At 74.1% G+C, this 11,774-nt stretch carries 12 protein-coding genes; 3 read left to right on the plus strand and 9 right to left on the minus strand.

Annotated features, from left to right (window positions below; all coding sequences use genetic code 11):
* Nucleotides 1-2 precede the first annotated feature (2 nt).
* Both PH190_RS15070 and PH190_RS15075 read right to left on the minus strand, forming a co-directional pair.
* A complete protein-coding gene (locus PH190_RS15070; protein WP_274232340.1) occupies nt 3-1,463 on the minus strand; it encodes a hypothetical protein in 1,461 nt (486 codons plus the stop codon).
* A gap of 38 nt (nt 1,464-1,501) precedes the next feature.
* The gene (locus tag PH190_RS15075) at nt 1,502-2,440 is read right to left on the minus strand and encodes a PaaX family transcriptional regulator (protein ID WP_274232341.1); all 939 of its coding nucleotides are present in this window, start codon (nt 2,438-2,440) and stop codon (nt 1,502-1,504) included.
* Nucleotides 2,441-3,082: 642 nt separating this feature from the next.
* Between PH190_RS15075 and PH190_RS15080 the strand changes: the two genes are divergently transcribed.
* The 3 genes from PH190_RS15080 (at nt 3,083) to PH190_RS15090 (ending at nt 4,914) form a co-directional block, all read left to right on the plus strand.
* Entirely contained in the window at nt 3,083-3,367 is a 285-nt protein-coding gene (locus PH190_RS15080; RefSeq protein ID WP_274232466.1) for a TetR-type transcription factor C-terminal domain-containing protein, read from the plus strand.
* A gap of 554 nt (nt 3,368-3,921) precedes the next feature.
* The gene (locus PH190_RS15085; protein ID WP_274232342.1) at nt 3,922-4,311 is read left to right on the plus strand and encodes a VOC family protein; all 390 of its coding nucleotides are present in this window, start codon (nt 3,922-3,924) and stop codon (nt 4,309-4,311) included.
* 123 nt (nt 4,312-4,434) lie between these two features.
* Nucleotides 4,435-4,914 (plus strand): VOC family protein, encoded by a 480-nt coding sequence (locus tag PH190_RS15090; protein WP_274232343.1) that lies wholly within the window; start codon nt 4,435-4,437, stop codon nt 4,912-4,914.
* Nucleotides 4,915-4,977: 63 nt separating this feature from the next.
* Here PH190_RS15090 and PH190_RS15095 read toward each other — a convergent pair whose 3' ends face one another.
* The 7 genes from PH190_RS15095 to PH190_RS15125 form a co-directional block, all read right to left on the minus strand.
* Nucleotides 4,978-5,781 carry a carboxymuconolactone decarboxylase family protein gene (locus tag PH190_RS15095; protein ID WP_274232344.1) on the minus strand — a complete coding sequence of 268 codons (804 nt, stop codon included), beginning with the start codon at nt 5,779-5,781 and terminating at the stop codon, nt 4,978-4,980.
* A 10-nt stretch (nt 5,782-5,791) separates the two neighbouring features.
* Entirely contained in the window at nt 5,792-6,781 is a 990-nt protein-coding gene (locus PH190_RS15100; RefSeq protein WP_274232345.1) for an SMP-30/gluconolactonase/LRE family protein, read from the minus strand.
* On the minus strand, nt 6,778-8,370 hold the full coding sequence (locus tag PH190_RS15105) for a class I adenylate-forming enzyme family protein (RefSeq protein WP_274232346.1): 1,593 nt from the start codon (nt 8,368-8,370) through the stop codon (nt 6,778-6,780). Before PH190_RS15105 ends, PH190_RS15100 begins: the two co-directional genes overlap by 4 nt.
* Complete coding sequence (locus PH190_RS15110; protein ID WP_274232347.1) at nt 8,367-8,741, minus strand: Zn-ribbon domain-containing OB-fold protein; 375 nt, start codon at nt 8,739-8,741, stop codon at nt 8,367-8,369. The genes PH190_RS15105 and PH190_RS15110 overlap by 4 nt, the downstream gene beginning before the upstream one ends.
* Entirely contained in the window at nt 8,741-9,883 is a 1,143-nt protein-coding gene (locus PH190_RS15115) for a thiolase family protein (RefSeq protein ID WP_274232348.1), read from the minus strand. The genes PH190_RS15110 and PH190_RS15115 overlap by 1 nt, the downstream gene beginning before the upstream one ends.
* 75 nt (nt 9,884-9,958) lie before the next feature.
* Nucleotides 9,959-10,621 (minus strand): GntR family transcriptional regulator, encoded by a 663-nt coding sequence (locus PH190_RS15120; protein WP_274232349.1) that lies wholly within the window; start codon nt 10,619-10,621, stop codon nt 9,959-9,961.
* A 62-nt stretch (nt 10,622-10,683) separates the two neighbouring features.
* The gene (locus PH190_RS15125) at nt 10,684-11,772 is read right to left on the minus strand and encodes a CaiB/BaiF CoA transferase family protein (RefSeq protein ID WP_274232350.1); all 1,089 of its coding nucleotides are present in this window, start codon (nt 11,770-11,772) and stop codon (nt 10,684-10,686) included.
* Nucleotides 11,773-11,774: the final 2 nt, after the last annotated feature.

Genomic DNA, 11,774 nt, shown 5'->3' on the forward strand with positions numbered 1-11,774 from the left:
CGTCACACCTTCTGCAGGGTCGCGTCCGTGTCCGCGGTGACGTCGTCGCGGCGGTGCTGGGTGATGAACGGCTGTTCGGCGACCCTCGCCCGCAACTTCCAGGTCGGCTCCCCCGCGACGCCGCCGCCGCCGGGTCCACCCCAGGAGACCGTCACCTCGTCCCCGACGGCGACGCTGCTGTCGATCCGCGCATTGCTGATCAGTCGGCGCAACGTCGGGCTGTAGGTCCAGGCCGACGCCCACCCCACCGCGTGCTCCTGCTCGACGGGCAGGAACTGCATGCGGAACTGCCCCCACGGGAGGTCGGGGGGCGGCGGTGCGGGGGCGTCGCGGAACTGCGCGGCGAACAGCTCGCCCACGTCCTCGGGGTGCCACTCCAGTCCGCGGAAGGTGCGTCGTGGGCCCCCCGCGTCGGCCTGGCGCGCCAGAGCGTCGCGACCGCTGAATTGGCGGGCCTGCCCGTCGCGATCGAGGTCCACGGTATGGCCCCACCCGACCTCGGCCGGGGTCACGAGGTGCTCGGTGAGGTCCTGCGGATTCGCCGCGAACTCCTCGGGGGCGACCCACAGGGCCGCGAAGCGGGGGAGCTTCTCGCGCGGGAACCGGTCGGGCAGGAAGTCGCGGATGATGGTGGGCATGTTCGACTCGGTGTGGCCGATGAGCTGGGCCTTGAACCCGAGCTCGCGCAGCCCGTGCTCCGCCCCGGTCTCACGGACGGCCCGCCACAGCTCGTGGGCGCGCCCGCCGTCGGTGCGCATCAGCAGCTCGTAGCCGATCTCGCCGGTGACGCCCTGGCGCTGCACGATCACCTCGGTGTCGAACAGCTCGAGGCGACGCCACCGAGAGAAGCGCAGCCCGCCGAAGTCCTCGCCCGTCACGGCCTCGAGCACCTCGCGCGAGCGGGGACCCTGCAGCGCGAAGCAGGTCCAGTCCGGGGTCTCGTCGACGATCTCGACGTCCATGCCCAGCCGGCGCTGCTGCAGCGGCACCCAGTACTGGGCGCCGGACTGGGTGAACAGGTAGTCCTGCTCCCCCAGCTTGAGCGTCAGGCCCTCGATCGCGATCCGTCCGTCCTCGCTGGTCATCGGGGTGAACAGGGTCTGACCGACCACGCAGTGCGTGGGGTCCTTCACCGAGATCCGGTCGAGGAACTCCGTCGCCCGTGGCCCGGTGATCCGGACCTTGTTCAACCAGCTCCAGTCACCGAGCACGGCCGAAGCCCGCAGGGCGCGCGACTCGCGCCACCAGCGCGTGTACTCGTAGCCCATGAGGAAGCCGCCGTTGAGGTGGACCCACGTGTTGCTGACGTTGGTCGCGTCCTGGGCCGGCGCGCCCGGACTGCCGATGTAGGGGCGGTCGCGGAACGCGAGCTCCCGGTACTGGTTGGCGAGCCGGTACTGCTCGCGCACATCGATGTCCATCGTCACCAGCTCCTCGGCCGCGTCGCCGTCCGCACCCCCCAACGCTAGACGCTCCGAGCGACGACCGGCAACCGACGTGTCTAGAGTTTTTGCTGGTCGCGCGCGACGAGATCCAGGGCGTCGCACGTCGTGTGGAACGAGACCAGTGGAGCTCGATCCGGGGCGCCCTCGTGGACGAGCTCACGCACGCGCTCGGTCGCCGCCGGCGCCAGACCGTCGTACAGCGCGGCGAAGAGCTCCCGCGCTCGGGCCTGCGGCCAGTGCTCGGGCAGCAGCTCCTGCGGGAGCTCCGGATCGAGGCCGGGGAACTCCCGCCACACGTCGATTGCCGCGGTGCGGGCAACGAGCGCCTGCGCGGGCGTCAGCTCGTCGACGAGATCACCCAGCGGGGCGAACCGGGCGGCGAACTCCTCGTAGCGTCGCCGGAGATCTTCCAGGTCCCAGGCCCGTGCCGGGTCTCCCCCGGCGATGGCCGACGAGGCACGTCCCACCACCACCGCGGCCTTCTGCACCCCGAGCTCGGCGAGCACGGCCACGGCGTCGTGCTCGCGGTCGCCGGGCGCCGCGTAGACGGCGTCGAACAACGGCGCGAAACCGAGCCACCCCAGCCGCGACCTGAGGTGGGAGCGGACGGTGCGCTGCTCCTCGGGCACGGAGAACGTCACCAGCGTCCACCGGCCGTCCCAGGTCGATGTGCCCCGGGCGAAGGTGAAGATTCGTTCGGTCCCGGCGTCGAGGGTGCGGATCCCCTCGTCGGTGAGGGCGTAGTTCGTGCGCCGCCCGTCGCGGCGCGAGAGCAGCAGACCACGGCGCGCCAGCCGACTCAGCGCCGCCCGGGCGTTGGCCTGCGCGACCCCGAACTCCCCGAGCAGCGACACCAGCACCGTGGAGGGCAGATCGACGCGTTCGGGGTACCAGTGATCTCCCAGCAACGTGAGCAGCAGATGCTGGGGACGCGCCGAGACCGCGGCGCGCTCGGCCTCGACCCGTGCTTCCGGCCCCGACACTCGCGACCCCACGAAGCAGAGCCTAGGTCGGCATCGCTCTCGGGCCCCATCCCGTCACCGGCGTCACGCTGCCGCGTCGGTCGAGCGTCCGTGGCCGACCCACGCCTCCCCGGCAACTCGCGGATCGCATGTCGCTGGGCACCGAGGAGTCGACGGCGCCGCATTCGGCAGGGATTCCCGAGCGAGCCGGTCGCTTCCTTCCTCGGCGGCGTCTCCCCGGGCACGGGGGTGACGGGCGATCAGGCCTTCCCGGGGGTCAGGACGATGTTGCCGAGGTGGTCGACGGTGGCGGCGGTGCCCTCGGGCACCGCGAGCGTGGTGGTGTCGGCCTCCACCACGGCCGGGCCGGCGAACGCCTGCCCGCCCGCAGGTCCGCGTAGTGGTAGGCGTCGACGTCCTGCCAGCCCTGCTCGTGGGCGAGGAACGCCCGTCGCTGCCCGGAGGGGTGGGGGCGGCCGCTGCCACGTTCGGCCGTGGGCCGGTCGGGCTGCACCGGCAGCGTGCCGGTGGCGTAGGAGCGGTAGGTGATCAGCTGGTGGCCGGCGGCGCGGAAGCCGGCCTGAGAGCCCGTCGAAGGTGTCGGTCACGCCGGCCGCGGCCGCGTCGTCGATCGTGCCCGCGGGCACCGGGGTCGCGACCTCGGTTGGCCGAGCGGTGCTCGACGGTCCACTTCACGGCCATGTCGATCGCGGCGCACAACACGGTGTGCCGGTGCAGGCCACGGCGCTGGCGATCTTCGGCATGTGCAACTGGGTGAACAAGTGGTACCGGCCGAGCGGCGAGAGTGCTCGAAGAAGGCCTGCACGTACCCCGGGATGGATTCGTTGGCGAGGACCATCTTGCCTGAGCGGCCCGGAGATCGCCGACATCTGGACCGACGTCGTCCTGGGCGGACTGCGCCTCGACGGGACGCTCCCGAGCGTTCCGTCCTCGGCCTAGATCGACCACGACGGTCGTGCCGAGGGCCGCACGGGCGTTCGTTGGTGAGCGGTCGACCAAGACGTGGCCGCCGTTCGCGGCGGACGACCACAGCGACTTCGGTGGTGATGCGCGCCACCATCGGTGCACCGGCGTCCCGTGGCGCTGCCCCCCAGCACCGGGGGCGCCGGTCCACCACGCCGGCGGAACGGCGGCCCACGATCACCACACGACGCCGACCCGCCGGGGTCCGCAGGACGTCGGGCAGCTCGGCCCACCCCGTGACCCCGGCCCTCGGTACGTGATCACGGTCACGTCCGCGATCTCGTGACGATCCCCCGATCCGGTGTGTCCCACCCGGGAGTTCGACGGACAGCGCCCGGGCTCGACGTCGTCGACCGGCACCTGCCCGGCGACGACGAGGGCGGCGACACGGCCTCCCCCGCCGCCCCGGTCCGGGTCCGGTGCCCCGACGCAGCCGGCACACCGATCGCGACGGTGTGCGCCGGGCCGCGGGCAGGAGCGAGCGAGGCCGTCGACGAGGACCGGACTCCGAGGAAGACGAGGAGGACACCGTGACCGACCGGACCGACCACGGACACGGCGTGCGACTGCGCCCGATGGTGCACGTGGAGGACCTGACCGCCTCCGTCGCGTTCTACGAGCAGCTGGGCGCGCGCGTGGTGCACGGGCGCCGGGACGGCGACCGGGCACTGATCGAGATCGGGGACGCGCGGGTGGGCCTGCTGGCGCACCCCCCGTACCCCTGTCAGGGCGAGGGCGCCGTCGAGCTGGGCTTCGAGTGCTCCGACCCGCTGGAGGAGGTCGAGGCGCGGCTGCGCGCCCGCGGCGTGACGATCGCCCGCCCGACGAGCGACGAGGCCGGCGGGCGGCAGCTCCGGGTGGTCACCCCGGACGGGCTCCTGCTCAAGATCGACGAACTGGACCCGGTCCTCTTCGACTGACGCACGCCGACGCGGTCGCGGGGCCGCCTACCCTGCAAGACTTGTCGGTACCGGAACCACTCAGTATCGTTAGGCCGACCCCAGGACTCCGGGGTCGACCAGCGACACGGGGAGCACGCCAGCATGTCGGTCAGCACCACCACCCACCTGAACTTCAACGGTGAGGCACGCGAGGCGCTCGGCTTCTACCGGTCGGTGTTCGGCGGCCAGACCATGATCGCCACCTACGGCGACCTCGGGGCGCCGGCGGGCTCGCCCGACGCCGAGCGGGTGGTGTTCGGGCAGGTGGAGTCCGACACCGGGTTCCGGGTCATGGCCTACGACGTGCCCACCACCAGCCCGGCGACCACGCTGAGCAGCGGGCACCGCGCCTCGACCCGCCGGGAGAACCACACCACCACCCTCACCGCCGAGCCGTTCTTCATCTCGGTGCGCGGCCAGAGCGTCGACGAGATCGCCGCGATCTGGGACAAGCTCGCCGCCGGCGCGACCATCGTCGCCGATTACGGACCCGCGCAGTGGGCGCCCGCCGCCGGCATGCTCACCGACCGGTACGGGGTCACCTGGAACCTCGACGTCGCCGCCCCGTACGCCCCCTCCTGAGCGGCGGACGCGCGCATCGGGCAGGAGGCCCGCAGGACGAGCTGTCCGCCGAGGTCGAAGCTCTCAGTGCGACGCGAAGGCCTCGCGGGCCGCGGCGAGGGCGTTCAGGGCGGCCGGGAACCCGGCGTAGACGGCCATCTGCGTGATGACCTCCACGACGTCCTCCCGGGTGCCGCCGACGTTCAGGCACCCGCCGACGTGGAGGCGCAGTTGCGGCGTGGCGGTGCCGAGGGCCGTGCACGCGGCGACGGTCACCAGCTCCCGCATCCGCAGATCGAGACCGGTGCCCGCGTAGATGTCGCCGAACGCGAACTCGACGAGGTAGCGGCCGAGGTCCGGCGCGACGTCGCGCAGGCTCTCGACCACGCGGTGCCCGGCGTCCCCGTCGATCTCCGACAGCAGGCGCAGGCCCCGCTCGTACCGGCTCTCGTCCCCGTCGGGACCCCGGTCGGCGGCGACCTCGACCGCGGCCCCCTCCTCGGAGAAGACGGCCCGCGCGGCGCTCAGCCCGTTGAGGGCGGCGGGGAAGCCGGCGTAGACGCTGATGTGCGCGATGGTCTCCGTGATCTCGCGCGGCGTGGTGCCGACCTCGAGGGCCCCGCGGATGTGGAAGTGCAGCTGGGTCGGGGCGGTGCCCAGCGCGGTGAGCGCCGCGACCGTGACGAGCTGCCTCTCCCGCCAGGTCAGGCCGGGACGGGCGTAGACGTCGCCGTAGGCGAACTCGACGGTGTACCGCGCGAGGTCGGGCGCCAGGTCGGCGAGCGCGTCCACCACCGCCGGGTCGTGCTGCCCACCGACGACGCGCAGGATCTCCAGCCCCCGCGCGTACCGGTCGTCGGGCGCCGGTGCGGTCGCGTCCTCGTCCACGGCGGCCGCCTCAGGACCGGCGGGACGCGACGGCACGGCCGTCGGGGACGTCCCGGAGACCGGGCTCACCGTGGGTGTCCGTGCAGGTCGTGGCACCGAGCGACATGCCCGGGCTCCTTTCTCTCGCGCCGAGGACCTGACGGTCCTGACGGGTTGCGGTACGAGCACCCGCGGCGGGAGCGAGGCCCGGCGTCCGGATCCCACGGTCCACCACGAGCACGCGACCGCCCTTCGCCGCCGTCACCACGAGGAGGTCGAGCGCGGGCCCGGCGAAGCACAGATTGGTGGGGAACGTCGGCTCGGGGAAGTCGATGACCCCGTCCGGGCGACCGTCCGGGGCGAACACGAACACCGCGTCCGCCGCGGGCGCGGCCACGTAGAGCCGGCCGTCGGCGTCGAGGGCGAGACCGTCGGGACCTCCTGCGGGCAGGTCCGCGGACCGGCCGTCCGCGACCAACCGGTCGTCGACCCACCGGTGCCGGGTGACGGTCCCGTGATCGGTGTCGGCGAGGTGGAGGACGTCGCCCCCGGGACCGAACGCGAGCCCGTTGGGGAAGGTGAGGTCGTCGAGGACGGTGGTCGTGACGTGGTCGGTGGGGTCGAGCGCGCACAGCCGGCCGGTGTCCCCGGGCAGGCCGGGATCGGTGAACCAGATGCGGCCGTCGGGTCCCACGGCGAGGTCGTTGGGCGCCCTCGCTCCCGGGACGCAGACATCGCGGACATCGTCGCCGACGACCTGCTGGAGCCCGGCGCGTGCGGAGCGCGCGGACCGGCTCGACCGCAGTGAGCCCCCGTTCTGGGCGACCCACACCGTCCCGTCCGGACCCTCCGCGAGCCCGTTGGGGCCACCCCCGACCTCGGTCGTCCCGACCACTCCCCCGTCGAGATCGATCTCGACGACCAGTCCGCGCGTCATCGCGACGACGAGCAGCCGGCCGTCGGAGGTCAACAGCGGCCCCTCCGTGAAGCCGATGCCCGCGGCGAGCACCCGGGGCGTCACCGCGGGCCCGCCAGGACGTCGCGCAGGGCCCGCTTGCTGACCTTGCCGGTGGCGGTCAGCGGGAGGTCCTCGAGCGCGAGCACCGCGACGCGGTCGGGCACCTTGTAGCTGGCCGCGCACTCCCGCACGTGGGACACCAGGCGCGCCGGGAGGTCCGGGGCGACGCCGGGGCGCGCGACGACTGCCGCGACCATGCGCTCCTCGCCGTCGGCACCGGGGAGCCCGACCACGAAGGCCTGGTCCACGTCGGGGTGACCGGCCAGCAGCTCCTCGACCTCGAGCGGGGCGACGTTGATCCCCTTGATCTTCAGCATCTCCTTGCGCCGACCGACGACGTGCAACCGCTGCTCGTCGTCGAGGTGCCCGAGGTCCCCGGTGCGCAGCCAGCCCCCGTCCCGGAAGCTCCCCTCGTCCAGCTCCGGGGCGCCGAGGTACCCCTCGATCACGCATCCCCGCAGCTCGATCTCGCCGGTCGTGCCGGTCGGGACCACGGTCCCGTCGGGGTCGGTGATCCGGATCTCCTGGGTCGGCACGACGGTGCCCGAGGTGTGCAGCCGGACGTCGAGCGGGTCGTGCGCGTCGGACACCGTCGAGTGCCCGTAGGCCTCGGTGAGGCCGTACATGCTGCAGATCCCGGTGACGCCGAGCGCCTCCACGGCGAGGCGCTTGTCCTGGGGGGTGAAGCCGGTGGTGCCGGTGCGCAGCGCACCGATGTCGTGCTGCCCGAACGACGGGGCGGCGAGCAGGGTGCGGGTGACCACGCCGAGTCCGTAGTAGACCGTGCACCGCTCGCGGGCGAGGAACGCGAGCGAGCCGTCGCCCGACACGCGCTCCTCGAGGCACAGGGTCACGCCGTGGGCCAGGGTCACCGGCCAGGCGTTCGAGCACCCGTAGCCGAAAAAGAACGGCGCGCCCAGCCACAGCCGGTCGGAGGGCACGAGGTGCTGGCGACGCCCGATCTCGTGGGCGTTGCGGAGCAGCCGTCCGTGGCGCAGGGGCACCGGCTTCGGCCGCGCGGTGCTGCCGCTGGTGAACAGCAGCAGCGCGAGGTCGTCGGGGGTCGGCCCCGCCGACGGACGGGGGGTCGACTCCCCCGGCAGCTCGTCCGCGGCCGGCCAGACCATCATCCCGAGGTAGCCGTCCCCGCCCGGGGTGAAGGGGCGCCCGTACCCGGCCCGGTCGAACTCCGCGCCGGTGTCCCGCCCGAAGACGACGTCGTCGGTGACCACCATCCGCACCTGCGAGCTCCCCAGCACGTGCCGCAGCTCGTCGGCCCGGTACCAGGTGTTGAGCGGGACGACCACGGCGCCGATCCTGAGCGCCGCCGCGGCCGCGACGATCCAGCGCAGCCCGTTCGGCAGCAGGATGCCGACCCGGTCGCCGTGGGCGATCCCCGCGTCGTCGAGGAACGCGGCGAGGCGGGCGGTGCGGTCGTCCAGCTCGGCCCAGGTGACGCGGCCCTCGGGTCCGACCACCGCCTCGGCGTCGGGCCGCGTCGCCGCGTGGGCCTCGATCGCCGCGGGCACGGTCAGGGCGGGTGGCCCCTCGGGGGACTCGAGGTCGGTCACGGGTCGGGTCAGGGCGCTCATGGTGCTCCTCCTTCGCTCTCGGGGCGGAACACGACGCGCGGCGGTTCGGCGTCGGCGTCGATCTCCGCGATGACCGCACCGCCGATCGGCGTGCGCGGGTCCGTCAGCGTGCTCAGCAGTCGGGGTCCTTCGTCGAGCTCGACGACCGCGACGGGGTACGGCGCGGGGTGCTCGGGCAGGTAGGTGCGGTGGAACTCGGCGACGCTCCAGAGGTGTCCGCGGCCCGAGGCCGTGATCCAGAGGGCCGGGTCGGGGCCGCCGCAGCGCGGGCAGGTGCGCGGGGGCGGGAAGGACGGGGCCGCGCAGTGCCGGCACAGGGCCACGCGCAGCTCGCCCCGGCGCAGGCCGTCGAGGTGCTCCCGGACGTCCATCAGTCGTCCGCACCGAACAGGACCGACGACACGACGGGCGCCGCGCACGCGTACTGGACGGTGCGCGCCCCGGGCACCTGGCGCGCACCGCAGTCGCCGCGCAGCTGGCGCACGGCCTCGACGACCAGCGCCCAGCCCTGCAGGTAGCCCTCCGAGAGCTGTCCTCCCGACGTGTTGCAGGGCAGCTCCCCGCCGAGGGCGATGCGTCCGTCGGCCACCCACGCGCCGCCCTCGCCGGCGCCGCACCAGCCGAGTCCCTCGAGGGTGAACAGCACGTTCGGGCTGAAGTTGTCGTAGACCATCAGCGCGTCCACCGCGTCACGGCCCCGCCCGCTCGCCCGCGTCACCGCGTCGCCCACCTCCGCGAGGGCCCCGGCCCAGAAGTCGTCCGGCGGGAGGTCCGAGCCGGTCAGGCGCGACCGCTGGGCCGCGGCGAGCACCGGCACCGGGGGGTGCGGCCGGTCCCGGGCCCGGTCGAGCGTGGTGAGGACCAGGGCGACGCCCCCGTCGTTGATCTGGCAGTAGTCGAGCCGCCGGAGGGGCGCGACGACGGGCGGCGCGACGAGGTAGTCCTCGAGCGTCATGTCCGTCCGGCGCAGCGCGTCCGGGTTGAGCTGCGCGTGGCGGCGGAAGGTGGTGGCGACGGCGCCGAGCTGGCGGTCCGTGGTTCCGTGGAGATGGCGGTGGCGCGCCAGCATGAGCGCGGAGAAGGCGCCCGGCGAGGTCATGCCGTAGGGGGCGGCCAGCTCGGGCGTCGTGCCGTAGCCCTCCCCGGCCGCGGTCGACCCGGACCCGCCCGCGCCGTAGGTGGCGCCGCGCGTCCGGCTGTCGTTGCCGTACACCACGGCGACGGTGCGGCACGTGCCGTCGCGCAGCGCGCCGGCCGCCAGCTGGAGCGCCGGTCCGGTCATGCGTCCCTCGGGCGGGAGGGCGACGGTCCACCGCGGGTCGATGCCGTGCTCGGCCGCCAACCGCTCGTAGCTGTCGACGCGGTGCGTGAGCAGGCCGTCCACCTCCAGCGCGCCCAGCGACGCGTCGCCCAGCGCGGCGCGCAGGGCCTCGCCCGCCAGATCGTCGGCGGTGCGCCCGAGCGCGCCGTAGGCGGTCGTGCCCACTCCGACCACCGCCGCGGCAGCGTTCATGAGGACCTCCCTGATCTGATCATTGATACGACGTCTGCGGACACGTCGACGCCCGGCGGACGGTGACCGCCGCGCTCAGTCGGCCAGGATGCCGTTGCGCCAGAGCACGGCGACGACCTGATCGCCCTCGTGCTGCACGTGCTCCCGGTTGGCCCGGTCGGCCTCGGCCTCGTCGCCCGCACGGAGCGCGGCGATGATGCGGGCGTGGCCCCGGTTCGCCTCCGGGCTCGCCGCCGCGGGCAGGCTGTACACCTCGCGGGGCAGGTTGTGCGACAGCTGCCGGAGCACCGAGAGGGTCCGGCGACTCGCGCCCGTGCGGTTGATCAGGGAGTGGAACTCCCAGTTCAGGTCGTGCAGGACGTCCGGGTCGTCGTTGTCGCTCATCAGCGCGTGCAGCTCGTCGAGCCGGGCCAGCACGGGCTCGGTGATGCGGCGGGCCGCGCCCCGGGCGGCGAGGCCCTGCGCCATCCCGTAGAGGCGGTAGTGGTCCGCGATGTCCTCGGAGCGGATCGGCACCACGAAGGTCCCGCGGTGCGCCTCCGAGGCCACCAGACCGTCGGCCTCGAGAGTGATCAGCGCTTCCCGTACGGGCAGGCGGCTCACGCCCAGCTCCTCGGCGATGGCGTCCTGCGGGACCCGCTGCCCGGCGGTGAGCCGGCCGTCGAAGATCATCGAGCGGATGTGCTCGGCCACCTCGACGGCGAGACCGCGGCGCTGCGCGCGGGCCCGTCCTGCCACGCCCGCACCTCCCGCCCGCTGCCCGTCCACCGGATAAACTATCACCGACCTTGGCGCACTGGTCACGGCGCGGACACCGCCTCCGGCACGCCCCACCGCCGCAGGGCCGCCTCGGCGGACCCGGGGTACGCCGCCGGCGCCGAGGGCGTGCGGTCGAACCGTGGGGCCGCCGCGGGCGCCACCCCGCCCGGCCCGCGGCGCAGCGTCCCCCGGCTGCTCAGGTGGGGGTCGTCGGGCGCCTCGGCCATCGACAGCACCGGGGTCACGCACGCGTCCAGCGCGTCGAACACGTCGGTCCACTCCCCGCGGGTGCGTGTCGCGAACACCGCGGCGATCCGCTCCTTCGTCTCCGGCCACCGGGCACGGTCCCACTGGGCGGCCACGGACTCCGGGTCGATCCCCAGCCCCCGGAGCAGGCGGGCCCAGAACTGCGGCTCGATGCTGCCGACCGCCATGTACTCGCCGTCGGCGGTCGCGTAGACGTCGTAGAAGGGCGCGCCGGTGTCGATGTCGTTGGTGCCGGGCTCGTCGGACCAGCGGCCCTGCGCCGCGCGGCTCCAGATGCCGGTCATCAGCAGGGAGACGCCGTCGACCATCGCGGCGTCGACGACCTGACCGCGACCGCTGATGCGGCGCTCGAGCAGGGCGGTGACGACCCCGAAGGCGAGCACCATGCCGCCGCCGCCGTAGTCGCCGACCAGGTTGAGCGGCGGCACGGGCGCCTCGCCGCGGCGGGCGACGGAGCGCAGTGCCCCGGTGAGCGCGAGGTAGTTGATGTCGTGCCCGGCCTGGCGGGCCCGCGGGCCGTCCTGTCCCCACCCGGTCATCCGGCCGTAGACCAGGCCGGGGTTCTCGGCCAGGCACTCGCGGGGTCCGAACCCGAGCCGCTCCATCACGCCCGGGCGGAAGCCCTCGAGCAGCACGTCGGCGCGCTGCACCAGCAGGCGCGCGGTCTCCCGCCCGGCGTCGGTCTTGAGGTCGACCTCGAGGCGGGGCCGCCCCCGCACGAGCGCCCCCGCGTCCGCGGGCTCCCCGGGGCGGTCGAGCCGGATGACGTCGGCCCCGGCGTCCGCCAGCACCATCGCCGCGAAGGGTCCCGGTCCGAGCCCGGCGAACTCCACGACGCGGACACCGGTCAGTGGTCGTGACACGT

This window comes from Actinomycetospora straminea (genome assembly GCF_028737255.1).
Lineage (GTDB): Bacteria > Actinomycetota > Actinomycetes > Mycobacteriales > Pseudonocardiaceae > Actinomycetospora > Actinomycetospora straminea.

Coding starts and splice junctions, on each gene's coding strand:
- PH190_RS15090 (WP_274232343.1), top strand. CDS start 4,435: ATGTCGGTCAGCACCACCACCCACCTGAACTTCAACGGTGAGGCACGC.
- PH190_RS15105 (WP_274232346.1), bottom strand. CDS start 8,370: ATGAGCGCCCTGACCCGACCCGTGACCGACCTCGAGTCCCCCGAGGGG.
- PH190_RS15110 (WP_274232347.1), bottom strand. CDS start 8,741: ATGGACGTCCGGGAGCACCTCGACGGCCTGCGCCGGGGCGAGCTGCGC.
- PH190_RS15115 (WP_274232348.1), bottom strand. CDS start 9,883: ATGAACGCTGCCGCGGCGGTGGTCGGAGTGGGCACGACCGCCTACGGC.